This is a genomic window from Delftia sp. SD018 (assembly GCF_017355445.1).
Lineage (GTDB): Bacteria > Pseudomonadota > Gammaproteobacteria > Burkholderiales > Burkholderiaceae_C > Comamonas > Comamonas acidovorans.
The window spans coordinates 486513-511255 of sequence record NZ_JADDRN010000001.1; the positions used below are offsets into that span (position 1 = coordinate 486513).

At 66.2% G+C, this 24743-nt stretch carries 20 protein-coding genes; 11 read left to right on the top strand and 9 right to left on the bottom strand.

The window, feature by feature from the left end; genetic code table 11:
- Nucleotide 1: 1 nt before the first annotated feature.
- Nucleotides 2–1084 (bottom strand): peptide chain release factor 1, encoded by a 1083-nt coding sequence (gene prfA / locus INR38_RS02220; protein ID WP_099735051.1) that lies wholly within the window; start codon nt 1082–1084, stop codon nt 2–4.
- Nucleotides 1085–1257: 173 nt separating this feature from the next.
- Nucleotides 1258–2583, bottom strand: coding sequence for a glutamyl-tRNA reductase (hemA, locus tag INR38_RS02225; RefSeq protein WP_012207273.1), 1326 nt, complete (start codon nt 2581–2583; stop codon nt 1258–1260).
- A 72-nt stretch (nt 2584–2655) separates the two neighbouring features.
- Between hemA and INR38_RS02230 the strand changes: the two genes are divergently transcribed.
- Nucleotides 2656–2931, top strand: a complete 276-nt coding sequence (locus INR38_RS02230) for a hypothetical protein (protein WP_013800828.1) — start codon at nt 2656–2658, stop codon at nt 2929–2931.
- Nucleotides 2932–2986: 55 nt separating this feature from the next.
- On the opposite strand, the gene INR38_RS02235 is transcribed toward INR38_RS02230, so the two are convergent.
- Nucleotides 2987–3910, bottom strand: coding sequence for a LysR substrate-binding domain-containing protein (locus INR38_RS02235; RefSeq protein WP_013800829.1), 924 nt, complete (start codon nt 3908–3910; stop codon nt 2987–2989).
- Nucleotides 3911–4058: 148 nt separating this feature from the next.
- On the opposite strand from INR38_RS02235, the gene INR38_RS02240 reads away from it, so the two are divergent.
- Together INR38_RS02240 and INR38_RS02245 are read left to right on the top strand one after the other, a co-directional pair.
- A complete protein-coding gene (locus INR38_RS02240; RefSeq protein ID WP_012207270.1) occupies nt 4059–5051 on the top strand; it encodes a tripartite tricarboxylate transporter substrate binding protein BugE in 993 nt (330 codons plus the stop codon).
- Nucleotides 5051–5956, top strand: a complete 906-nt coding sequence (locus INR38_RS02245; protein ID WP_013800830.1) for an N-formylglutamate amidohydrolase — start codon at nt 5051–5053, stop codon at nt 5954–5956. The genes INR38_RS02240 and INR38_RS02245 overlap by 1 nt, the downstream gene beginning before the upstream one ends.
- On the opposite strand, the gene INR38_RS02250 is transcribed toward INR38_RS02245, so the two are convergent.
- The 6 genes from INR38_RS02250 to ugpB form a co-directional block, all read right to left on the bottom strand.
- Complete coding sequence (locus tag INR38_RS02250; protein ID WP_207442160.1) at nt 5953–8379, bottom strand: DUF3772 domain-containing protein; 2427 nt, start codon at nt 8377–8379, stop codon at nt 5953–5955. The two genes, INR38_RS02245 and INR38_RS02250, sit on opposite strands and share 4 nt — an antisense overlap.
- Nucleotides 8380–8532: 153 nt before the next feature.
- Nucleotides 8533–9297 (bottom strand): glycerophosphodiester phosphodiesterase, encoded by a 765-nt coding sequence (gene ugpQ / locus INR38_RS02255; RefSeq protein WP_207442147.1) that lies wholly within the window; start codon nt 9295–9297, stop codon nt 8533–8535.
- 90 nt (nt 9298–9387) lie between these two features.
- Nucleotides 9388–10398, bottom strand: coding sequence for a sn-glycerol-3-phosphate ABC transporter ATP-binding protein UgpC (ugpC, locus tag INR38_RS02260; RefSeq protein ID WP_034396898.1), 1011 nt, complete (start codon nt 10396–10398; stop codon nt 9388–9390).
- Nucleotides 10399–10487: 89 nt separating this feature from the next.
- The gene (gene ugpE / locus INR38_RS02265; RefSeq protein WP_012207265.1) at nt 10488–11336 is read right to left on the bottom strand and encodes a sn-glycerol-3-phosphate ABC transporter permease UgpE; all 849 of its coding nucleotides are present in this window, start codon (nt 11334–11336) and stop codon (nt 10488–10490) included.
- Nucleotides 11337–11338: 2 nt separating this feature from the next.
- On the bottom strand, nt 11339–12220 hold the full coding sequence (ugpA, locus tag INR38_RS02270; RefSeq protein WP_012207264.1) for a sn-glycerol-3-phosphate ABC transporter permease UgpA: 882 nt from the start codon (nt 12218–12220) through the stop codon (nt 11339–11341).
- Nucleotides 12221–12343: 123 nt separating this feature from the next.
- Entirely contained in the window at nt 12344–13648 is a 1305-nt protein-coding gene (ugpB, locus tag INR38_RS02275; protein WP_013800834.1) for a sn-glycerol-3-phosphate ABC transporter substrate-binding protein UgpB, read from the bottom strand.
- Between the two features lie 420 nt (nt 13649–14068).
- Here ugpB and INR38_RS02280 point away from each other — a divergent pair, with 420 nt between their 5' ends.
- The 8 genes from INR38_RS02280 to INR38_RS02315 all read left to right on the top strand — a co-directional run bounded on the left by INR38_RS02280 (nt 14069) and on the right by INR38_RS02315 (nt 24731).
- Nucleotides 14069–17983, top strand: coding sequence for an FAD/FMN-binding oxidoreductase (locus INR38_RS02280; protein WP_141835063.1), 3915 nt, complete (start codon nt 14069–14071; stop codon nt 17981–17983).
- A complete protein-coding gene (locus INR38_RS02285; RefSeq protein ID WP_207442146.1) occupies nt 17983–18438 on the top strand; it encodes an HIT family protein in 456 nt (151 codons plus the stop codon). The genes INR38_RS02280 and INR38_RS02285 overlap by 1 nt, the downstream gene beginning before the upstream one ends.
- Before the next feature lie 10 nt (nt 18439–18448).
- Complete coding sequence (locus INR38_RS02290) at nt 18449–18871, top strand: DUF971 domain-containing protein (RefSeq protein ID WP_013800837.1); 423 nt, start codon at nt 18449–18451, stop codon at nt 18869–18871.
- A gap of 227 nt (nt 18872–19098) precedes the next feature.
- Nucleotides 19099–19830, top strand: coding sequence for a bifunctional demethylmenaquinone methyltransferase/2-methoxy-6-polyprenyl-1,4-benzoquinol methylase UbiE (ubiE, locus tag INR38_RS02295; protein ID WP_088163872.1), 732 nt, complete (start codon nt 19099–19101; stop codon nt 19828–19830).
- A 53-nt stretch (nt 19831–19883) separates the two neighbouring features.
- Complete coding sequence (locus tag INR38_RS02300) at nt 19884–20900, top strand: Tim44-like domain-containing protein (RefSeq protein ID WP_012207258.1); 1017 nt, start codon at nt 19884–19886, stop codon at nt 20898–20900.
- A 123-nt stretch (nt 20901–21023) separates the two neighbouring features.
- Nucleotides 21024–21662, top strand: a complete 639-nt coding sequence (locus tag INR38_RS02305; protein WP_065345757.1) for a hypothetical protein — start codon at nt 21024–21026, stop codon at nt 21660–21662.
- On the top strand, nt 21659–23224 hold the full coding sequence (gene ubiB, locus INR38_RS02310) for a ubiquinone biosynthesis regulatory protein kinase UbiB (protein ID WP_013800840.1): 1566 nt from the start codon (nt 21659–21661) through the stop codon (nt 23222–23224). Before INR38_RS02305 ends, ubiB begins: the two co-directional genes overlap by 4 nt.
- Nucleotides 23225–23282: 58 nt before the next feature.
- Nucleotides 23283–24731, top strand: a complete 1449-nt coding sequence (locus INR38_RS02315) for a sodium:solute symporter family protein (RefSeq protein ID WP_013800841.1) — start codon at nt 23283–23285, stop codon at nt 24729–24731.
- Nucleotides 24732–24743 lie beyond the last annotated feature (12 nt).

A 24743-nucleotide genomic window follows, 5' to 3' on the forward strand; every position in this document is an offset into this window, starting at 1 on the left:
CTCAGTTGTTGACCTGCAGCTCGGCCAGCAGTTCGGCCTCGCGTGCGGCCTGCAGCGCGTCGAGCACATCGCCCAGGTCGCCTTCCATCACGGCCAGCAGTTTGTAGATGGTGAGGTTGATGCGGTGGTCGGTGAGCCGGCCCTGCGGGAAGTTGTAGGTGCGGATGCGGTCGCTGCGGTCGCCGCTGCCGATCAGGCCCTTGCGCAGTGCGGCCTCCTTGGCCTCGCGCTCGCTGCGCTCCTTTTCCTGCAGGCGCGCCTGCAGCACCTGCAGGGCCTTGGCCTTGTTGCTGTGCTGGCTGCGGCCGTCCTGGCACTCGGCGACGATGCCCGTGGGCAGGTGGACCACACGCACGGCCGAGTCGGTCTTGTTGATGTGCTGGCCGCCGGCGCCGCTGGCGCGGAAGGTGTCGATGCGCAGGTCGGCCGGGTTGAGCGTGATGGCCTGGGTTTCGTCCGGCTCTGGCATGACGGCCACGGTGCAGGCGCTGGTGTGGATGCGGCCCTGGGTCTCGGTGGCCGGCACGCGCTGCACGCGGTGGCCGCCGGATTCGAAGCGCAGGCGACCGTAGACATCCGAGCCTTCCACGCGCAACACCACTTCCTTGTAGCCGCCCAGCTCGCTCTCGTTGGCGCTCATGATCTCGACCTTCCAGCCCACGGCGTCGCAGTGGCGCGTGTACATGCGGGCCAGGTCGCCTGCGAACAGGGCCGATTCGTCGCCGCCCGTGCCTGCGCGGATTTCGAGGTAGGCGTTGCGCGCGTCATCGGGGTCCTTGGGCAGCAGCAGGCGCTGCAGCTCGTCCTCAAGCTGGACCAGCTCGGCCTCGGCGCTGGCGATTTCCTCCTGCGCCATGTCGGCCATGTCGGGGTCGGAGAGCATGTCCCGCGCGGCGGCCAGATCGGCCTCGCGCTGGCGGTGGCGCGCATAGCGGCCTGCAATGGCGGTGACGTCCGCGTGCTCGCGCGAGATGGCACGGTACTGCTTCATGTCGCCCATGATGTCTTCGCGCGAAAGCAGGAAGTTGAGTTCTTCAAGGCGCTGGGCGTAGCGCTCCAGTTGTTGGCGCAGAAAGTCTTGCATGGTGTGGGGCGGTGGTGCGAAGGGCTGCTCGGGCAGCACTGCGGCGGGAAACGTGGGGGCCTGGAAGGGCGGATGGGCCTTAAAAACCGGGAGGGGCGGGGAGGGGCCGCAAGTGCGGCCGGGGCGCCACAGGCCCGCTGGCACGCAGCCCTGCGCAGGGGCGGCGAGCGCCGCTAGAGCGCCTTGTCGGGGGCCGTGCCGCGCGGGCCGCTTTGGGCCGAGCGCAGGAACAGGCGCGAGACCGTGTCCATGGTCTGGCTGCGCTGGTCGGCATCGCCCTTGTGCAGCTCGGCCAGGGTGCCGTGCAGCATTTTCTGCGTGAGGCCGCGCGACAGGGCCTCCAGCACGGTGTCGATGTCTTCGCCCTTGGCCAGCAGCTTCTTGGCGCGCGCAATCTCCAGCGCACGCCATTCATCGGTCTGGGTGTTGAGCTGGCGGATCAGCGGCACAACGCCGGCCTGCGGGCGGCGCTGGTCCAGCCAGTGCATGAAGCTTTGCACGCCGTGGTCGATGATGACTTCGGCCTGCTCGACCGCTGCCTGGCGCTGGGCCTGGCCCGTGCGCACCACGGTGGCCAGATCGTCCACGGTGTAGAGGTAGACGTCGCGCAGGTCCTTGACCTCGGATTCGATATCGCGCGGCACGGCCAGATCGACCATGAACATGGGGCGGTGCTTGCGCTTCTTGAGCGCGCTTTCCACGGCGCCCAGGCCGATGATGGGCAGGCTGGACGCCGTGCAGCTGATCACAGCATCGTATTCATGCAGATGGTCGGGCAGGTCGGCCAGCCGCATGGTGCCGGCGCCGAACTGGGCAGCCAGCTTCTCGCCGCGCTCCAGCGTGCGGTTGGCGATCATGATCTGCTTGGGGTGGCGGGCCGCGAAGTGGGTGGAGACCAGCTCGATCATCTCGCCCGCGCCCACGAACAGCACGCGGATCTGGGACAGGTCTTCGAACAGCTGGCCGGCCAGCCGCACGGCGGCAGCGGCCATGCTGATGCTGTGGGCGCCGATCTCGGTGGAGCTGCGCACTTCCTTGGCCACCGCGAAGCTGCGCTGGAACAACTGGTTCAGCGTGCTTCCCAGGGCGCCTGCGTTCTCTGCGGCGCGCACGGCATTCTTCATCTGGCCCAGGATCTGGGCCTCGCCCAGCACCATGGAATCGAGCCCGCTGGCCACGCGGAAGGCATGGCGCGCCACATGGCCGTCTTCCAGCAGATAGGAGTGCGAGCGCAGCAATTCGGACGAAATACCGCCGCTGTTGGCCAGCCAATGCAGGGTATGGTCCATGGCCGGCATTTCGGCCGCGCAGTAGATCTCGGTACGGTTGCAGGTGGAGAGGATGGCGGTCTCGACGGCGCTGTGCTGGCGGCCCGGGCCGGTCAGCGATTCGCGCAGACCCTGCAGCGTGGGCACGATCTGGTCAAGCGCGAACGCGAAACGTCCCCGCATATCAAGCGGAGCCGTGTGGTGGTTGATGCCGAGTGCCCAGACTGCCATAACCCGGGATTATAAAATTTCGCGCAGTTTCAGGCATCCCTGATCACAACACCCTGGAATCGGAGCCCGCACATGGGATGGATTGCGAGTACGAATCATTGGCTGAACTTCCTGGCGCCTGCACTTTTCCTGTCGCCGGCCCTGATGTTGTGCGCGCTTTTGATCTATGGAAAATCGCAGCAATCCCTTGCCTGGTGGTTGCAGGTTGCTATCAATTTGGTTGTTGGTGCGCTGGTATTGCTGGCCGGTTTGTGGTGGTTCGGGCGCGATGCAAAGATGGCCACCTACACCGCCCTGGTGCTCGTGATGGCGCTTTGCCAGTGGGTGCTTTCGCGCGGCTGGCGCTGATGGCTGACAGCAAAGATTGATGCAGATCAACGGAAGAGGGCGTTTCTCCCGGCGATCAGGGGCCTGAGACTGCGGCTGGAGGCACGGCACCCGGCGCGGCCTGCTCCAGCAGCCATGCGCGGAACTGCACAAACGCTTCGGAAGGCGCCCGCGCGGCCGGCCGGCACAGAAAGTAGCCGCGTTCGATGTGGACGGGTGCAGGCAAGGCAAGGGCCACGCGGCCGGCGGCCAGGTCTTCCTCCACCAGGCAGCGCTGCACCAGGGCCACGCCCATGCCGGCGGCCACGGCCTGGACCAGCAGGGCCACCAGTTCGAAGTCCGCCGCAGGCGCGGGGCAGGGCCCGGGCAGGCCGAGGTGGCTCATCCAGCGCGCCCAGTTGCCAGGGTAGTTGGTGTGAAACAGCAAGGGGCGCGCGAGCACATCCGCTGCGCTGCGAATGGCTTGCGGGCCCTGCAATTCGCGCGGATGGCAGATGGGCACCAGATCGCGGCCCACCACATAGTCGGCCACCACATGGGCGGGCCAGGGCTCGCTGCCCACGCGCAGCCAGCCGTCGATCTCGGCGGCGGACAGCGGGTCATCGCGCCGGTAGGGGGCAAACGAAAGGACGATGCCCGGATGCAGGGCATTGAATCGCGGCAGGCGTGGAATCAGCCAGTGGCTGAACAGCGTGGGAACGACCGACAACCGCAGTTGCGGGCCGAAGTGGCGCCTGCGTGCGGCGGCCGAGGCCGATTCGATGGCGTGTACGGAGGGCTCCACGGCTTGCAGGTATTCACGGCCAGCCTCGGTCAGCACGCTGCGCCGGCCCTGGCGCTCGAAGAGGGCAAAGCCCAGGTGCTCTTCCAGCCGGGCGATGGCGCGGCTGATGCCGCCCTGGGTGACATACAGCTCCTGGGCTGCCAGCGAGTAGCTGCCCAGGCGCGCCGCCGCCGCAAAGGCGTGCAGCTCGGAAAGCGAGGGAGAGTGCATGCGCATGACGGACGCAATTATGACGGTTTGTCATAGTTGCTTGCCGTCTTGTCTCTTTTCGCGCGTGCGGCGGCTGTCCAGAATCGGCGCCTGTTCCGCGAAGCCCTGCCCTGCCGCAGGCCGCTCTTTCATCCATCACGAGAGGAAACACACCATGGCAATGCGCCGCACCCTGTTGTCCAGCCTGGCCGCCTGCGCCGCCACTGCTCTTTTGGCTCCCGTCGCCTGGGCCCAGGGCCCGGCTGCCGACTATCCCAGCCGGCCGATCCGCCTGGTCGTGCCGTTTGGCGCGGGCGGCTCCACCGACATGGTGGCGCGTCTGCTGGCCGAGAAGATGAGCGTGATCCTGGGCAAGTCCGTGGTGGTGGATAACCGGGGCGGGGCGGGCGGCTCCATTGGCGCCTCCGAAATTGCGCGTGCTGCGGCCGATGGCTACACCATCGGCATGGCCACGGTGAGCACGCATGGCTCCAACCCGGCCATCTTCCGCAAGCTGCCCTACGACCCGATCAAGGACTTCGCGCCCATCACCAATGTGATGTCCGTGCCCAGCGTGTTCGTGATCAACGCCAGCGTGCCCGCCAAGACCATGAAGGAGTTCATCGCCCTGGCCAAGGCCAACCCGGGCAAGTACAGCTTTGCCTCGCCGGGCACAGGCTCCCTGGGCCACGCCAACATCGAGAATTTCATGAACCTGGCCGGTATCGACCTGCTGCACATCCCCTACAAGGGCGCGGGCCAGGCCATCACCGACGCGCTGGGCGGCCAGGTCAATGCCATGACGGACAACCTACCCTCCACGCTGCCCCACATCAAGGACGGCAAGCTGCGCCCGCTGGCCGTGCTGGCCTTCAAGCGCGCCGACGTGCTGCCCGACGTGCCCACCTACACCGAGCTGGGTTTTCCGCAGATGGGTGATGGCGGCTGGTTCGGCCTGGTCGCACCTGCCGGCACGCCGCGCCCCATCATCGACAAGCTCAATGCGGCTGCGCACAAGGCCATGGCCATGCCTGACTACCTGGAAAAGCAAAAATCCATCTCGGGCGAGTCCATGGGCAACACGCCCGAGGAATTTGCCAAGCAGATCAAGGCCGCCATCGAGCGCTACACGGCCGTGGCTAAGCGCGCCAACATCAAGCTCGACTGATGGACCGCATGGCACAGACCGATTTTCTGCGCCCCCGGCCGGACACCCCGGTCGTGGTGCACCCCGCCACCGGCGAGGTGCTGCCCATCGTCTGCGACTCGCCGCACAGCGGCACGTCCTATCCCGAGGATTTCGGCCATGCCGTGCCCATGTCCCTGCTGCGCCGTGGCGAGGACACGCATGTGGCCGCGCTCTGGGACCAGTGGCCCGCGCATGGGGCAACGCTGATCGAGGCCACCTTTCCGCGCACCTACATCGACCCCAACCGCAGCGAGGCCGACCTGGACCCCGCCCAGATCGACGGCCAGTGGCCCGTGCCCCTGGCGCCCAGCGTCAAGACCCGCCAGGGCCTGGGCCTGATCTGGCAGCGCATCAGCCGGGACGGCGTGGCCACGCCGCTGTATGAACGCCCGCGCACGGTGGCCGAGGTGGAGCACCGCATCGCGCGCTACTGGCGTCCCTACCATGCGGCGCTGGCGCAGGCCATCGATGACAGCGTGCAGCGCTTTGGCGGCGTCTGGCACCTGAACCTGCACTCCATGCCCAACGATGTCTACAAGCGCCTGGGCCGTACCGACGCGCCGCCGCTGGCCGACTTCGTGCTGGGCGACCGCGACGGCACGACCTGCGCGCCCGAGTTCATCCAGCTGGTGGGCGAGACGCTGGCGGGCTTTGGCTACAGCGTGGCCTACAACGAGCCCTACAAGGGCGTGGAGCTGATCGGCCGCATAGGCCAGCCGCACCTGGGCCGGCACAGCCTGCAGATCGAGATCCGCCGCCCGGTCTACATGGACGAGGACACGCGCGAGCCCAACGCGGGCTTCGAGCCGCTGCGCGGCCATCTGCGTGAGCTGATGGCCGTGGTTGCGGCGCATGTGCGCGCTGAAATGGCCGGGCGAGGCTAGGCCGGGCTGGCGGGGTCGCTGGGCATGGGCGGCGTGCCTGGCGTGCCCGGCATGCCTGTCACCACCGGCGCCGCCACCGAGGTGGTGGCCGGTGGCGACAGGTACAGGCCCGCGCCCTTGAGCGATGCCAGGATGCTGAACAGCACATCGCTGCGCACCCCGCCCGCATTGCGCGGGTTGCCCACGTAGCCGATGGCCAGGAAGGTCAGCGTGCCGTTGGCGATGCCTTCGAGCTGCACCAGAGGCTCGGGCGTGTCCAGGATGCCTTCATGCGTGCGAAAGGCCTCCAATATCAGGGTGCGCATGCGTTCGGCATCGGTGTCCAGCGGTGCGGGCAGGCGCAGCAGCACGCGCCCGGGCGCGCCGGCCAGCGTCATGTTGCGCACGGTCTTGGTGATGAATTCCGAGTTGGGCACGATGACGGTGGAGCGGTCGCCCAGCTGGATCTCGGTCGCGCGCACGTTGACGCGGCGCACATCGCCCTCGGTATCACCCAGCACCACCCAGTCGCCCACTTTCACGGGCCGCTCGGCCAGCAGGATCAGGCCCGAGATGAAGTTCTGCACGATGGCCTGCAGGCCAAAGCCAATGCCCACCGACAGCGCGCTGGCCACCCAGGCGATGCGCTCCACGCTGATGCCCAGCCCCGCCAGCGCCACGGCCACCACGAAGATGCCGCCCACATAGCCCAGCAGCGTGGTGATGGAGCTGCGCATGCCCGGCTCCAGCGAGGTGTTGGGGAAGTAGCGGTCCGTCAGCCAGCGCTTGATCACGCGGATCACGATCAGGCCCGTGACGATCACGGCGAATGCGGTGAACAGGGCCTGCGGCGCCATGGTGAAGTCGCCCACCTTGAGGCTGTGGTTCACCGTGCTGCCGCGGCGAAACACCTCGTCCGGCCCCGTGCCCAGCGGGGCCAGCAGGGCGATCACCATGTAGAACAACAGGGCCACGCGCAGCAGGCCCGAGACCAGCACCGAGGCCTGGTCCAGCAGCCGGCCCTCGATGCCCAGGCTCTGGTTCAGCCGGGTGCCGAAGCTGCCCTTGGACGACAGCAGGGCCTCGCACAGATCGTCGCCCAGCTGGAACAGCAGGTAGGTGGTGGCAAAGACCACGCCGGTCCACACCATCTGGCGCGCCAACGTTCCGGCCAGCGCCACGTAGCCGGTCACGGCCAGCGCAATGGTGGCAATGCTGGCCACCGCCGCGCAGGCTACGAGCAGGCCCACCCACAAGGGCCGGGGCGGTGCGGGCTCGGCCTGGGTGCCGTCTTCCTGCGCGACCGGCGCCGGCGCGCGCAGATGCCGCAGGGCCAGCATGACCACGGCCGAAATCAGCAGGGCCGACAGGGCGTGCACCGTGACCTCGGCGGCCAGGCTGGCGCCGATGATGGCGTTGACTTCGGTCACCAGGCCGTTGAGCGCGGCTCCGGCGGCAATCCACCAGGGATAGGGGCTGAGCCGCTCGGCCAGCTCGTCCGACACGCCGGGCAGGCGCCAGGAACTGCGCCTGCGCGACAGCAGGGTCTGGCCCAGCGACACCACGAAGGCGCCGAACAGCGTGACCTGCACACTGGCCTTGGCCAGCGCGTCCAGCGATTCGCTGAAGCCATCGCCGGCCTTGAGCACGCTCCAGGCCAGTTGCGCTGCCAGGCCGATCAGCAGCGTGTTGATCAGCACGGTGGCCGCCGCGCGCAACGAGCGGCGCAGGCGGCCGCTGGGCAGGCGCGCGGGCGCGGCGCGCACCAGCAGACGCTCGGCCAGCCAAGGGCCGAGCAAGGCGATCAGCAAGGCGGCGGCCAGGCTGGCGATGAAGCCGCCCCGGCGATCGGACGCCATGGTGGAGGCGACGGCCTGGCGCAGCTCGCGCCCCAGGCCCTGCAGGCGCGCCGCGTCCAAAGGCGCGGCAGCGCGCAGGTTGCGCCAGAAGGGCCGGCCCAGTGGCGAGTCGGTGCGGGCCGTCAGCGCGGCCTGGAATTGTTCGCGGCGTTGGCGTATCAGCTCGTTGCCGCGCTGGTCGGCATCGACCGACACCAGCCGCGCGAGTTTGAGTTCGGAATCCACGGCACTGCGCTGCCTGGCCAGGCTGGCTCGCTGCTCGGCCACATCGGGCGCATCGGCAGGGGCGCCTTTTTCGGGCGCGGGGCCCAGGCCGGCCAGGCGCGAATCGATGTCGGCCAGTTCCTCGGTGCGGCGGGCTGCGACCTGGTCGGCCGCCGTGCCTATGGCCGCAGCCTCGTCCAGCAGCTTGCGGCCGTCATCGTCCTCGGCCAGCTTGCGGGGAATGGCGTCCAGCTGCTTGCGCAGATCGTCCACGCTGGGCAGGGCGGGCCGGCCGTCGGGCGCCGCCGTGGCCGCCGTTGCTGTGCGGTCCTGCGCATGGGCCGGAGCGGGCGCAGTGAGGACCAGCATGGCCAGGACCATCAGGCCGGTGGCCAGGCATTGACGCAAGGCCTGCGCCCACGTAGGGCGCAGCGGGAGAGGGCACGGGCGGGGCGGTGTCATGGACGCACATTGTGCGGCGGGCCGCCGCGACGTTTGTTTCCAAAGGTCCGGCCCCGCCAGCCGGCAGCCGTCTCAGTGCGATGCGGGACTGAACATATCGACACGGTCGGTGATGACGCCGTCCGTGCCCAGGTCGATCAGGCGCTGCGCGGCCCACTCATCGTTGACCGTATAGCTGCTGCAGCGCAGGCCCGCGCCATGCACCTTGGCGACCAGAGCGGCATCCCACAGCGCATGGTTGAGCACCATGGCCGCGCAGCCCAGGTCCAGCGCGGTGCGCAGGTCGGCATCGCCCGTGGCATCGGCCAGCTTGTCCACCAGCAGGCCCCGCGGAATGTGCGGTGCCGTGTCGCGTGCGCCCTTGAGCGCATCGGTCTTGAACGAGGTGAACAGCGGCTGGATGCAGTCCCTGGGCCAGATGCGGTTCATCAGCTCGCCCGTGGCGCGGCCCGTGGCCTCTTCCTGGCCGGGCGTGGGCTTGATCTCCACGTTCAGGAAGAAGTGGTTGGCCAGGCACCAGCGCGCCAGGGCTTCCAGCGTGGGCAGGGCCTCGCCCGCAAAGGCGCGCGAGTGCCAGCTGCCGGCGTCCAGCTGGGCGATCTCGCCCATGGACAGGTCGCCACCCGTGCCGTGGCCGTTGGTGGTGCGCTCCAGTGTGGCGTCGTGCATCAGGAACAGCACGCCGTCGGCAGACAGCTTGGCATCGCACTCGAACATGCGATAGCCGTGCGCGGCGCCCAGGCGGAAGGCGGCCATGGTGTTCTCGGGCGCCAGCTTGCCGGCACCGCGGTGGGCCACCCACAGTGGGTAGGGCCAGGATTTCAGGTTCTCGGTCATGGCGAGTCCGTCAAAAGAATGGAGCTTGGATGGAAAAAGAGAGCCTCTGGGGCTCTCTTGGAAAAGGTCGGAGATCCGGCCTTCAGGGGATCAGATCCGCTTTCCGGATTCTGCGTCGAACCAGTGCAGGCGACGCTCTTCGGAAGGACGCACGCGCATGGTCTCGCCGGACTTGGGGAAGGGCGCGCCTTCGTCGATGCGCACTGTCATCGTCTCGCCATTGAGCGAACCATAGACCAGGCGCTCGGCACCCAGCATTTCCACGGTATCCACCTTGATTTCCCAGCCGCCTTCGCTGACGACGACCAGGTGCTCGGGGCGGATGCCCAGGATGCGGCCGGCCGTGCCGCCGGGCGCGTTCTTGAGCAGGTTCATCGGGGGCGAGCCGATGAAGCTGGCCACGAAGGTGGAGGCGGGCGTGTGGTAGACCTCTTCGGGCGTGCCGAACTGCTCCATCACGCCGCCGTTCATGACGATCATGCGCTGGGCCAGGGTCATGGCCTCGACCTGGTCGTGGGTCACGAACAGGCTGGTGATGCCCAGCTCGGCGTGCAGCTTCTGGATCTCGATGCGGGTCTGGCCGCGCAGCTTGGCGTCCAGGTTGGACAGCGGCTCGTCGAACAGGAAGACCTTGGGCTGGCGCACGATGGCGCGGCCCATGGCCACGCGCTGGCGCTGGCCACCCGACAGCTGGCGCGGCTTGCGGTCCAGCAGGTGCGACAGCTCCAGGATCTTGGCGGCCTTGTCCACGCGGCGCTTGATCTCCTCGGGCGGCACCTTGGCGATCTTCAGGCCGTAGGCCATGTTTTCGTAGTTCGACATATGCGGGTACAGCGCATAGTTCTGGAACACCATGGCGATGTCGCGCTTGGCCGGTTCCACGTCGTTGACCACCTTGTCGCCGATCAGCAGCTGGCCGTCGGAGATCTCCTCCAGGCCCGCCACCATGCGCAGCAGGGTGGACTTGCCGCAGCCCGAAGGGCCGACGATGACGACGAACTCGCCGTCCTTGATTTCGGCGTTGACGCCGTGCAGTACCTGGTTGGCCGACGGGCCCTGGCCGTAGCGCTTGATCAGGTTGCGAAAGGAAATGGATGCCATACGAAGATTCTGGTTGAGTCGCAGAGCGAAGGGCGCTGGCGCTTGCTCTGCGGGGTTCTATACGGTGGGTTGGGGCGGGGGCGGGCGGTTTACTTTTCGGTGTCCACCAGGCCCTTGACGAACCAGCGCTGCATCAGGATCACCACGGCGGCGGGCGGCAGCATGGCCAGCAGGGCCGTCGCCATCACCACGTTCCAGTCGTTGCCGGTATCGCCGCTGGCCACCATGCGCTTGATGCCGATGACCACGGGGTACATGTCTTCCGAGGTGGTCACGAGCAGCGGCCACAGGTACTGGTTCCAGCCGTAGATGAACTGGATCACGAATAGCGCCGCGATCGAGGTCTTGGACAGCGGCACCAGCACATCCTTGAAGAAGCGCATGGGGCCTGCGCCGTCGATGCGGGCGGCCTCCACCAGCTCGTCCGGCACCGTCAGGAAGAACTGGCGGAACAGGAAGGTGGCCGTGGCCGAGGCGATCAGCGGAATCGTCAGGCCGGCGTAGCTGTTGAGCATGCCCAGCGTGGAGACGACTTCGTAGGTGGGGCCGATGCGCACTTCCACGGGCAGCATCAGGGTCACGAAGATCAGCCAGAAGCAGATCTTCTTGAACGGGAAGCGGAAGTACACCAGCGCGAAGGCCGACAGCAGCGAGATCGCGATCTTGCCCACGGTGATCACCATGGCCGAGACGAAGCTGATCCACATCATGCGTGCCACGGGCGCGCTGGAGCCGGGGCCCGAGCCGCCGAACAGCGCGGCCTTGTAGGTTTCCCAGAAGTTGCTGCCGGGCACCAGGGGCATGGGCACCTGGATGATGTCCTGCGGCGTGTGCGTGGAGGCCACGAAGGCCAGGTACAGCGGAAAGCCGACGATGATCACGCCCAGCACCATGATCAGGTGCGAGAAAAAGGAGAGAAGGGGACTGCGTTCAACCATGATCAGTACTGCACTTTCTTCTCAACATAGCGGAACTGGATCACGGTCAGTGCAACCACGATCACCATCAGCACGACGGATTGGGCAGCCGAGCCGCTCATGTCCATGGCCTTGAAGCCGTCGTGATAGACCTTGTAGACCAGGATGGAGGTGTCCTGTCCCGGACCGCCCTGGGTCGTGGCGTCCACGATGCCGAAGGTGTCGAAGAATGCGTAGACCACGTTCATCACCAGCAGGAAGAACGTGGTGGGCGACAGCAGCGGGAACTGGATGTCCCAGAAGCGGCGCATGGGGCCTGCGCCGTCGATGGCGGCGGCCTCGATCAGCGACTTGGGGATGGACTGCAGGCCCGCAAGGAAGAACAGGAAGTTGTAGGAAATCTGCTTCCAGATCGCGGCGATGACGATCAGCGTCATGGCGTTGCCGGAGTTCAGCAGGTGGTTCCAGTCATAGCCGATCATGCGCAGCGCATAGGCCACGACGCCGATGGACGGCGAGAACATGAACACCCACAGCACACCCGCCACGGCGGGCGCAACGGCATAGGGCAGCAGCAAGGCGGTCTTGTAGGCAAGCGCGCCCTTGATCACGCGGTCCGCAAAGATGGCCAGCATCAGCGACAGCGCAATGCCGAACACCGCCACCAGCACGGAAAAGATGGCCGTGGTCTTGAACGAGGCCAGGTAGGCAGGGTCATCCAGCAGGTGCTGGAAGTTGGCAAACCCCACCCATTCGGTGGAGAAGCCAAACGTATCCTGCGCCTGGAACGACTGCACGATGGCCTGGCCTGCGGGCCAGAAAAAGAAGACCAGCACGATGACCATCTGTGGTGCTATCAGCAACCACGGCAGCCAGGCGGATCGAAAAAGAACGCGTTTTTCCATGACGGAACTCGGTAGAACAAAACAGCCCGCAAACCGGATGGCCGTGGGGCCGCCGGTTGCGGGCCTGTGACGCACGGTGCGGGCTGCCTGCGCAGCGGCCACACCGCAGATCACATGGGAGGATTACTTGTTGGCCCGGGCGAAGCGGCCCAGTTGCTCGTTGCCACGGGTGACAGCGGTGTCCAGGGCTTGCTGGGGAGTCTTCTTGCCAGTCCAGATCTGTTCGGTTTCCTCATCGATGATGGTGCGGATCTGAACGAAGTTGCCCAGGCGGATGCCGCGCGACTTGTCGGTGGTCTTGCGGATCATCTGCGTCACGGCGGTGTCGGTGCCGGGATGCTTTTCGTAGAAGCCCGATGCCTCGGTCAGCTTGTACGCAGCGGTGGTCACGGGCAGGTAGCCGGTGCGCTGGTGGCTGGCAGACTGGATCTTGGTGTTGTTCAGGAAGTTGAAGAAGTCAGCCACGCCCTTGTAGCGTTCGGCGCTCTTGCCGGCCATCACCCACAGGGAGGCACCGCCGATGGCCGTGTTCTGGGGCGCGCCCTTCACATCGGCGTAGTAGGGCAGTTGCGACTGGCCGAAGGCGAACTTGCCTTCCTTGACCACGCGGGCGTACAGGCCGGAGGAGCCGGTGATCATCGCGCACTCGCCGGAAGCGAAGGCGGCGTCAGGCACGTTGCCGCGGCCCTTGTAGACGAAGCTGCCATCCTTGGCGGCCTTGGCCAGGTTCTCGAAGTGCTTGACGTGCAGCGGCGAGTTGAACACCAGCTTGGCATCGGTGCCGTCAAAGCCGTTGTTCTTGGTCGCGTACAGGGTGTTGTGCCACAGCGAGAAGCTCTCCAACTGGGTCCAGCTCATCCAGCTCGTGGTCAGTGCGCAGCGGTGGCCCGAGGCCTTGAGCTTTTCGGCGGCGGCGAACACTTCGGGCCAGGTCTTGGGCGGCTTGTTCTCGTCCAGGCCGGCCTTCTTGAAGGCGTCCTTGTTGTAGTAGAAGATGGTGGTCGAGCTGTTGAGCGGGTAGCTCATCATCTGGCCGTTGGGGGCGGTGTAGTAGCCGGCCACGGCGGAGATGTACTCGCCCTGGTCGAACTTGAAGCCGCCGTCGTTCATGATCTTGGTGACGGGCACCACGGCGCCCTTGGAGGCCATCATGGTGGCCGTGCCCACTTCGAAGACCTGCAGGATGTCAGGCGCGTTGCCGGCGCGGAACGCGGCGATGGCGGCCGTCATCGACTCGTCATACTGGCCCTTGTACGTCGGCACGATCTTGTACTGGGTCTGGCTGGCGTTGTACTCCTTGGCCAGGTCGTTCACCCAGTCGCCCAGGGCTGCGCTCATCGAGTGCCACCACTGGATTTCGGTTTGGGCTTGTGCCGAGATGGTGGTGGCCGCGATCGCGGCTGCCATGGCCAGTTGCTTCAGTTGCATGAGGACTCCTCTAGTTCGGTGACGGTTTCAGACCGCTGCCACAGTAAGGCAGGGGCATGACATGTCTGTGTCATTGTTTTCGGATGCTTCATACCGCACTACAGGCCAAACCCGGTGAGCCGCTGGTCCCGTATGTCAGTCGTGTGACAAAAAATGACACGCGAAGCGGCGCTATTTTAGGTCAATACCATTTCGTTTCAAAAGCCGGGTTGTTCGTATTGGCTCGTTTGTGCTCTTTCTGTATAAGGCACCTTCACCGGGCTCCGTAAGATCCCGCCACGTTGGCGAGGGCTGGCTTCGCGGGCCGAGACGGCGCGCCGTCCAGAGCCCCGTGGGAAGCGCATCTTCGGGGCGCTCGCTTAAAATTGCGCTCCCACTTGGCTTAGCGGCGCCCCGAGAGCGCCAGACACGGTCTACCCCATGAATGTACCGATTGCGTTGGCAGCCCTGCAGGCACAGGCTGCCGAACCTGCACGTCTGCGAGAGATTCCCTACAACTACACCTCGTTTTCCGATCGCGAGATCGTGATCCGCCTGCTGGGCACGTCCATGTGGGATGTGCTCAACCAGCTGCGCCAGGAGCGGCGCACGGGCCGCTCCGCCCGCATGCTCTACGAGGTGCTGGGGGACATCTGGGTCGTTCAGCGCAATCCCTACCTGCAGGACGACCTGCTGCACAGTCCCGACCGCCGCAAGTCGCTGGTGGAGGCCCTGGAGCACCGCCTGGGCGAGATCGACAAGCGCCGTGCTCCGCAGCAGGACCCCGTGCGCGATGCGCTGGTGGGCCAACTGGTGGATGCAGCGCGCCGCGCCGTGCATGAGTTCAACGCCACCTTCGTCGAGGCCGAGCAACTGCGCCGCCGGGTACAAAAGAGCCTGGGCCGCCACACGGCCAAGGACAACATCAAGTTCGACGGCCTGTCGCGCGTGGCCCATGTGACGGATGCCACCGACTGGCGCGTCGAATACCCCTTCGTGGTGCTCACGCCTGATACCGAAGCCGAGATGGCCGCCCTGGTGCGTGCCTGCATCGAGCTGCGCCTGACCATCATTCCGCGCGGCGGCGGCACCGGCTACACGGGCGGTGCGATCCCGCTGACCTGGCGCAGCGTGGTGATCAACACCGAAAAGCTCGAAGCCATGACCGAGGTGGAGATGCGCCGCATTCCCGGCGTGGACCACGAGGTGCCCACCATCTTCACCGAAGCCGGCGTGGTCACGCAGCGCGTGGCCGATGCGGCCGAGCGCGCGGGCTTCGTCTTCGCCGTGGACCCCACATCGGCCGAGGCCTCGTGCATCGGCGGCAATGTCGCCATGAATGCGGGCGGCAAGAAGGCCGTGCTCTGGGGCACGGCGCTGGACAACCTGGTGTCCTGGCGCATGGTCACGCCCGATGCGCAGTGGCTGGAAGTCACGCGCGTGGGCCACAACCTCGGCAAGATCCATGACGCCGAGATGGCCAGCTTCGAGCTGCAGTACTTCGAGGCAGACGGCAAGACCCCCATCCGCAGCGAGCGGCTGGACATTCCCGGCCAGAAATTCCGCAAGGAAGGCCTGGGCAAGGACGTGACCGACAAGTTCCTGTCGGGCCTGCCCGGCATCCAGAAGGAAGGCTGCGACGGCCTGATCACCAGCGCGCGCTGGGTGGTGCACCGCATGCCCGAGCACACGCGCACGGTCTGCATGGAGTTCTTCGGCAACGCCAAGGACGCCGTGCCCAGCATTGTCGAGATCAAGGACTTCATGTTCGCCGAGCAAAAGCGCTCGGGCGTGCTGCTGGCCGGCCTGGAACACCTGGACGACCGCTACCTGAAAGCCGTGGGCTACGCCACCAAGAGCAAGAAGGGCAACGGCCATCTGCCCAAGATGGTGCTGCTGGGCGACATTGCCGGCGACAACGCCGACGATGTGGCCCGCGTGGCCGCCGAGGTGGTGCGCATTGCCAACTCGCGCAACGGCGAAGGCTTCACGGCCGTCAGCGCCGAGGCGCGCAAGAAATTCTGGCTGGACCGCAAGCGCACGGCCGCCATCTCGCGCCACACCAACGCCTTCAAGATCAATGAAGACGTGGTGATCCCGCTGCCCCGCATGTGGGAGTACACGGACGGCATCGAGCGCATCAACATCGAACTGTCGCTGCGCAACAAGCTCAAGCTGTGCGACGCGCTGACGGACTTCTTCCAGCACGGCGACCTGCCGTTGGGCAAGCAGGACGATGCGGGCGACATCCCCTCGGCCGAGCTGCTGGAGGACCGCGTGCAGCAGGCCCTGGCCCTGGTGGCCGACGTGCGCACGCTGTGGCAGGGCTGGCTGGACGATGTCGAGAACCTTTTCCCGCAGCTGCAGGACCATACGCTGCGCGCCAGCTGGAAGACCCAGCTGAAGGCGCCCATGGCCCAGATCTTCGCGGGCGCGGCCTTCCAGCCGCTGCTGGCCGAAGTCAACGCCATCCACCAGCGCGTGCTCAAGGGCCGTGTCTGGGTGGCGCTGCACATGCACGCTGGCGACGGCAACGTGCACACCAACATTCCGGTCAACAGCGACGACTACGAGATGCTGCAGACCGCCCATGAGGCCGTGGCACGCATCATGGTGCTGGCACGCCATCTGGACGGCGTGATCTCGGGCGAGCACGGCATCGGCATCACCAAGCTGGAATTCCTCAGCGACGACGAGCTGGCGCCCTTTGCCGCCTACAAGCAGCGCGTGGACCCCGAAGGCCGCTTCAACAAGGGCAAGCTGATCCGCAACGAGAAGCTGCAGGCCGTGGTGGGCCAGAGCCATGACGGCCGCTCGCCGCGCGAATCGCTGATGTTCGCCGACCTGACCAACGCCTACACGCCCAGCTTCGGCCTGATGGGGCACGAGTCGCTGATCATGCAGCAGAGCGACATCGGCGCCATCGCCGACTCGGTCAAGGACTGCCTGCGCTGCGGCAAGTGCAAGCCCGTGTGCGCCACCCACGTGCCGCGCGCCAACCTGCTGTACAGCCCGCGCAACAAGATCCTGGCGACCTCGCTGCTGGTCGAGGCCTTCCTCTACGAGGAGCAGACGCGCCGCGGCGTGTCGCTGCGCCACTGGCAGGAGTTCGAGGACGTGTCGGACCACTGCACGGTCTGCCACAAGTGCTTCAATCCCTGCCCGGTCAAGATCGACTTCGGCGACGTGACCATGAACATGCGCAACCTGCTGCGCAAGATGGACAAGAAGAGCTTCAGGCCCGGCAACAAGCTGGCCATGGCCATGCTCAACGCCACCAATCCGGACACCATCAAGTTCATGCGCTCGGCCATGGTCGGCGTGGGCTTCAAGGCCCAGCGCCTGGCCTCCGACGTGCTGCACAGCCTGGCCAAGAAGCAGACCCAGCGTCCGCCCGCCTCGGTGGGGCGCGCGCCGCTCAAGGAGCAGGTGATCCACTTCGTCAACAAGAAGCTGCCGGGCGGCCTGCCCAACAAGACGGCGCGGGCCCTGCTGGACATCGAGGACAAGGACTACGTGCCCATCATCCGCAGCCCGCAGACCACGAGCGCGGACACCGAGGCGGTGTTCTACTTCCCCGGCTGCGGCTCCGAGCGCCTGTTCAGCCAGGTGGGCCTGGCCACCCAGGCCATGCTCTGGCATGCCGGCGTGCAGACCGTGCTGCCACCGGGCTACCTGTGCTGCGGCTATCCCCAGCGCGGCAGCGGCCAGTTCGACAAGGCCGAGAAGATGATCACGGACAACCGCGTGCTCTTCCACCGCGTCGCCACCACGCTCAACTACCTGGACATCAAGACCGTGGTGGTCAGCTGCGGCACCTGCTACGACCAGTTGCAGGGCTACGAGTTCGGCAAGATCTTCCCGGGCAGCCGCATCATCGACATCCACGAATACCTGCTGGAAAAGGGCGTGACGCTGCAGGGCAAGGAGGGCTACCTCTACCACGACCCCTGCCACTCGCCCATGAAGCTGCAGGACCCGATGAAGACCGTCAAGGCGCTGGTGGGTGAGGGCGTGGTCAAGAGTGAGCGCTGCTGCGGCGAATCGGGCACGCTGGGCGTCACGCGCCCCGACATCTCCACGCAGATCCGCTTCCGCAAGGAAGAGGAACTCAAGAAGGGCGAGGCCGCGCTGCGCGCCAGCGGCGCCCTGGCCGAGAAGGACAACGTGAAGATCCTCACCAGCTGCCCCAGCTGCCTGCAGGGCCTGTCGCGCTACGGTGGCGATATGAACAACGGCCTGCTGGAAGCCGACTACATCGTGGTCGAGATGGCGCGCCAGATCCTGGGCGAGAACTGGATGGCCGAATATGTTCAGCGCGCCAACGCCGGCGGCATCGAACGGGTGCTGGTCTGATGGCTGCTCCCGCTTCCTGCCCCCTGTGCGCCACAGAAGGCGGCGTGCCCGTCTGGCGCGGCCGGCGCCTGCGAGTGATCCGCGCGCAGGAAGAAGGCTTTCCAGCCTTCTACCGCGTGGTCTGGAATGCGCATGCGGCCGAGTTCTCCGACCTGGACGCCGCCGACCGCCAGCACTGCATGGATGCCGTGGTCGTGGTCGAGCGCGTCTTGCGTGAGCGCCTTGCGCCGGCCAAGATCAACCTGGCGGCACTGGGCAACATGGTGCCGCACCTGCACTGGCATGTGATTGCGCGCTTTGACTGGGACAGCCATTTCCCGGGCGCGGTCTGGGCCCCGGCCCAGCGCCCGCGCAATGGCGAGCGCGAGGCCGAGGTGGCAGCGCGCTTGCCAGCCATAGACACGGCGCTGGTCCAGGCACTCGATGCCTGGCAGCAGCACCCCGCCACTGAATGAGGAGCACCGCATGGCCGGCCTGACCCCTGACACCCCAACCCCCGAAGCCCTGACCGTGCACGGCGCATCGCGTGTGCTGGAAGTCGCCTACTCCGACGGCGCAAGCTTTCGCATCCCCTTCGAGCTGCTGCGCGTGTACTCGCCCTCGGCCGAAGTCCAGGGCCACGGCCCGGGCCAGGAAGTGCTGCAGACGGGCAAGCGCGAGGTGTCCATCACGGCCATCGAGCCCGTGGGCAACTACGCCATCAAGCCCTTCTTCAGCGACGGGCATGAAAGCGGCCTGTACACCTGGGAATACCTCTACGAACTGGGCCGCCGCCAGGACGAGTTCTGGGCGCAGTACCTGGACCGGCTGCAGGAGTCCGGCATGGACCGCGACACGCCCATGCCCGGCAAGGCCAGCGGCGGCGGACACGGCTGCGGCAGCCACTGACGCCGCACACGGGTGCGCGCTGTATGGCGCCGTTCCCCTCGCACCACATTCCGGACCTCTGTATGGCACAGGGTTATTGGGGGTGGTGCTATATTTAAAATAGCTTGAAAGTCTTTGTTTGAAGGCGTTTCAAGCTGTTTTTTCTTGATAACCCTTGCCCGGCAAAGCCCGTGGCCACACGGGGTTGTCGCTGTACGCATTACTACTGCTTGCTTAGCATCGTTGTTATGAGCACCACACATTTCGGATTCCAGTCGGTGGACGAGCGCGAGAAGGCCAGCCGCGTGCGCGGCGTGTTCGACTCGGTCGCTTCGCGCTACGACGTCATGAACGACCTGATGTCGGGTGGTCTGCACCGTGCCTGGAAGGCCTATACGGTGATGGTGGCCAACCTCAAGGAAGGCGACAAGGCGCTGGACATCGCGGGTGGCACGGGCGATCTGGCCCTGGCCTTCGCCAAGAAGGTCGGCTCCACCGGCCAGGTGGTGCACACCGACATCAACGAAGCCATGCTGCGCGTGGGCCGCGACCGCCTGATCGACAAGGGCGTCATCCTGCCCACCATGGTCTGCGATGCCGAGGCCCTGCCGTTTCCCGACAACCATTTCGATCTGGTCAGCGTGGCCTTCGGCCTGCGCAACATGACCCACAAGGATGCGGCGCTCAAGGAAATGAACCGTGTCCTGCGCCCCGGCGGCAAGCTGCTGGTGCTGGAGTTCTCCAAGGTGGCCAAGCCCCTGGAGAAAGCCTACGACTGGTACTCCTTCAAGATTCTTCCGGCCATGGGCAAGCTCGTGGCGGGCGATGACGCCAGCTACCGTTATCTGGCCGAGTCCATCCGCATGCACCCCGGCCAGGAGGAACTCAAGCGCCTGATGCAGGAATGCGGCTTCGGCCATGTGGACTATCACAACATGACGGGCGGCATTGCGGCCCTGCATGTGGGAATCAAGTGCTGAGCGCGTGAGGCGTTCGGTGAGGTGACGGCAACACGATTATTCGAGGAGATGACATGAAAAAGCTATGGTCTATGGTCTTGGTCGCGATGCTGGTGGTGGTCCACGGCACGGCCGACGCCAAGCGCATGGGCGGTGGCGGATCGGTGGGCAAGCAGTCGAGCAATGTGACGCAGCGTGAAGCTACGCGCGCGCCGGCGCAGAACACGCCGCCGCAGAACGCCGCCACACAAAACGCTGCGGGCAAGCCTGCCACGCCGCCTGCGGCCGCTCCGGCCAAGAAGCCCTGGGGCGCCATGCTCGGCGGCCTGGCCGCCGGCCTGGGTCTGGCATGGCTGGCCCACTCGCTGGGTCTGGGCGCCGCCTTCGGCCAGTTCCTGCTGATCGCCCTGCTGGCTCTGGTCATCATGGTCGTGGTGGGTATGGTCATGCGTTCGCGCCGTGCAGCGGCTGGCGCGCAGCAGGCATCGTCCAGTCCCTTTGCCTTCCAGAACGCGGCCCCTGCGGGCGCGGGCAACATGGGTGGCAACGTGGACAGCGCACCGCTGGCACGCCAGTACAACCCCGAGAAGGTCGGCAACGACGCCTCGGCCCGTCCCTGGGAGCAGAACCACCAGCCGGCCGCCCTGGCCTCGGGTTCCGGCGTGCAGATCGGCTCTGCCCTGGCAGGCTCGCAGAACTGGGGTGTGCCTGAAGGCTTCGATACCGAAGGCTTCCTGACGGCTGCCAAGCGCAACTTCGTCACCCTGCAATCGGCATGGGACCGCTCGGACATCGCTTCGCTGCGCGCCATGATGACCGACGAGATGCTGACCGAGATCCGTGGCCAGCTCAGCGAGCGCGAGGTGCAGCGCCCTGGCCAGCCCAACCAGACCGACGTGGTCATGATCGATGCCCAGTTGCTGGGCATCGAGGATCTGGGCAATGACTACATGGCCAGCGTGGAATTCTCGGGAATGATCCGCGAGGACGCCTCGGCAGGCCCCACGCCCTTCCGCGAGGTCTGGAACATGACCAAGCCCAAGAGCGGCAGCAGCGGCTGGCTGGTCGCCGGCGTCCAGGCACTGCAGTAAGTAATTTGCAGAGGACCGGCGCAAGCCAGGGATGCGACAGGGGGGGCACGCCATGGGCTGGCCACTTGTCTCGACCGGATTTGCGTCGGCCGCATCCTCTCACTTCGGGAATAATCGGGGACTATGGCAACACAGTCCCCTTTTTCTTTTCTGAACGGTCTCATGGAACGCGTGATGGCCGGTCCGCAACCGCCGCAATGGCTGGTCAGCGAGGTGCATCAGCGCCTCGTGCTGTTCCTCAACCATGTGCTGATGCAGGAGAAAGAGGCGATGGAGCGCCTCGTGCGGCAAAAGGGCCGCGTGGCGCGCGTGCAGTGGCGCGGCTACTCCATGGCCCTGCAGATCACGCCCGCCGGCCTGTTCAACGTGGCTCCCGAAGGCGCGCAGCCCGACCTGCTGCTTGAAGTCACCGAGACCTCCCCGCTGGCCCTGGCCCAGGTGGCCCTGCGCGGCGACAAGCCTTCCATCCGCATCGAGGGCGACGTGCAACTGGCCGCCGACATCAACTGGCTGGTGGACCACGTCGAATGGGACGTGGAGGAAGACCTGGCCCGCATCATCGGCGATGCGCCCGCGCACACCGTGGCCAAGGTCGCGCGCAGCGCCGCCCAGGCGCTGCGCCAGTTCGTGGGCGCCCGCATGGCCGGCAAGCCCGATGCCGATGCCCCCGCCCCCGAGGCCGCACGTGCGGCAGCGCCCGCCAGCGCGCCCGTTGGTTCCCCCGTGGTATCCCTGCCCGGTTTCGAGAACGACAAGCCATGAGCCGGTTTCTTCGCGGGCTGACCATCCTCTGGGTGGTGTTCCGCTACGGACTCGACGAACTGGTGCTGTCGAGCTTCGAGCATCCCTGGATGCGCCGCGCACGCGCGGTGCTCACGCTGGGCCGGCGGCTGGACAAGCCGCGCGGCCAGCGCCTGCGCGAGGCCCTGGAAGAGCTGGGACCCATCTTCGTGAAGTTCGGCCAGGTGCTGTCCACGCGCAGCGACCTGATGCCGCCCGACGTGGCCGAGGAGCTGGCCCGGTTGCAGGACCGCGTGCCGCCCTTCGATTCGCAGATTGCGGTGGACACCATCGAGCGCGCCTTCCGCAAGAAGCTGGACCAGATCTTCGTGAGCTTCGAGCGCGAGCCGGTGGCCAGTGCCTCCATCGCCCAGGTGCACTTTGCCGTGATCAGCGACCGCAACGGCGTGCAGCGCGACGTGGCCGTCAAGGTGCTGCGTCCGGGCATGAAGACCGTGATCGACAAGGACCTGGCGCTGATGCACATGATGGCGCGCTGGGTCGAGCGCCTGTCGGCCGACGGCAAGCGCCTCAAGCCCCGCCAGGTCGTGGCCGAGTTCGACAACTACCTGCACGACGAGCTGGACCTGATCCGCGAAGCCTCCAACGCCGCGCAGTTGCGCCGCAACATGGAAGGGCTGGACCTGGTGCTGATCCCCGAGGTGTACTGGGATTTCTGCCGCAACGACGTGATGGTCATGCAGCGCATGACCGGCGTGCCCATCAGCCAGGTCGAGCGCCTGCGCGAAGCCGGCGTGGACATCCCCAAGCTGGCACGCGACGGCGTGACCATCTTCTTCACCCAGGTCTTTCGCGATGGCTTCTTTCACGCCGACATGCACCCGGGCAACATCATGGTCAGCCTGGAGCCCGAGACCTTCGGGCGCTACATCTCGCTGGACTTCGGCATCGTCGGCACGCTGACCGAGTACGACAAGGAATACCTGGCGCAGAACTTCACGGCGTTCTTCCGCCGTGACTACAAGCGCGTGGCCGAGCTGCACATCGAAAGCGGCTGGGTGCCGCCGAGCACGCGCGTGGACGAGCTGGAGGCCGCCATCCGCGCCGTCTGCGAGCCGTACTTCGACCGTCCGCTGGCCGAGATTTCGCTGGGCATGGTGCTGATGCGCCTGTTCCAGACCTCGCGCCGCTTTCAAGTCGAGATCCAGCCGCAGCTGGTGCTGCTGCAAAAGACGCTGCTCAACATCGAAGGCCTGGGGCGCCAGCTGGACCCCAACCTGGACCTGTGGAGCACGGCCAAGCCCTTCCTCGAAAAATGGATGCTGGACCAGATGGGCCCGCAACGGCTGTGGCGCGAGCTGCTGGCCGAGGCGCCGCGCTATGCCAAGCTCATTCCCGAGCTGCCGCGCCTGATCCATCGCCGGCTCACGCGCAACTCCGGCGAGCACGACGAACTGCTCAAGGAGCTGCTGCAGCAGCAAAAGCTCACCAACCGCCTGTTGCAGGCCATCGTCAGCGCCGGCATCGGCTTTGTCATCGCGCTGATCCTGCTGCAACTGGTGGTGCGGCTGCGCTGGTACTGAGAACACTGACGGGTTTCCGGACCTCTCCCTTTTCCCACTTTGAAACAGGAGTGCCAGCGTGCTGCTCTCTATGGTGATCGCCTACCTGTTCGTGACCATCGCCATCGGCCTGTGGGCGGCCAGGCGGGTCAAGAACACGGCCGACTTCGCAATTGCCGGGCGCCATCTGCCCATGTACATGATCATCACCACCACGTTTGCCACGTGGTTCGGCTCGGAGATCGTGCTCGGCGTGCCCGCCAAGTTCATCGAGGGCGGCCTGCGCGGCGTGGTCGAAGACCCGTTCGGCGCAGGCATGTGCCTGATCCTGGTGGGCCTGTTCTTCGCGGGCAAGCTGTACCGCATGACGCTGCTGACCATCAGCGACTACTACCGCCACCGCTATGGCCGGTCCATCGAGATCGTCTGCTCGCTGATCATCATGCTCAGCTACCTGGGCTGGGTCTCGGCCCAGGTCACGGCCCTGGGCCTGGTGTTCAACCTGCTGTCGGGCGGCACGGTCAGCATTCCCGTGGGCATGGCCATCGGCGTGGTGTCCATCCTGGCCTATACGCTGTTCGGCGGCATGTGGTCGGTGGCGGTGACGGACTTCCTGCAGATGATCATCCTGGTCGTCGGCCTGGTGGTGCTGGCCTGGTTTGCCAGCGACATGGCTGGCGGTGCCGGCAAGGTCATCGACCTGGCCGTGAGCCGCGATCTGTTCCAGTTCTGGCCCGAGCCCAGCTGGCATGAAATTCTCTTCTTCTTTGGCGCGGCCATCACCATGATGCTGGGCTCCATTCCCCAGCAGGACGTGTTCCAGCGCGTGATGTCGGCCCACAGCGAGAAGGCCGCCACGCGCGGCACCGTCATCGGTGGCTCGGCCTATATCTGCTTCGCCTTCGTACCCATGTTCCTCGTGGCCAGCGCGCTGATCATCATGCCGCAGGAGGCTGCGGAACTGCTCAAGCAGGACCCGCAAAAGGTGCTGCCAACCCTGGTCATGGACAAGATGCCCTTCGTCATGCAGGTGCTGTTCTTCGGCGCGCTGCTGTCGGCCATCAAGTCCTGTGCCTCCGCCACGTTGCTGGCGCCCAGCGTGACCTTCACCGAGAACATCTGGCGCCAGTTCCGCACCCAGGCCAGCGACCGGGAAATGCTGCTGGCCATGCGCATCAGCGTGCTCGTCTTCAGCATCTGCGTGCTGGCCTACTCGATCAAGATGGAAGGAACGCCCATCTATGAGCTGGTCTCCAGCGCCTACCAGGTGCCGTTGGTTGGTGCCTTCGTGCCGCTGGTCTTCGGGCTGTACTGGAAGCGCGCCACCACGCAGGGCGCCATTTGCGCCGTGGCACTGGGCATTGGCGTGTGGGTGGTCTTCATGGCCACTCCTGCTTTGCACGAGGCATTTCCGCAGCAATTGGCGGGCCTGCTGGCGGCAGTGACGGGGATGGTGGCCGGATCACTGGCGCCGCAGTGGCTGGCCAATCGCAGCGCAGACATTCTTGAATTCAGCCCCGAAAGGTAGGCGCCGCTGCCC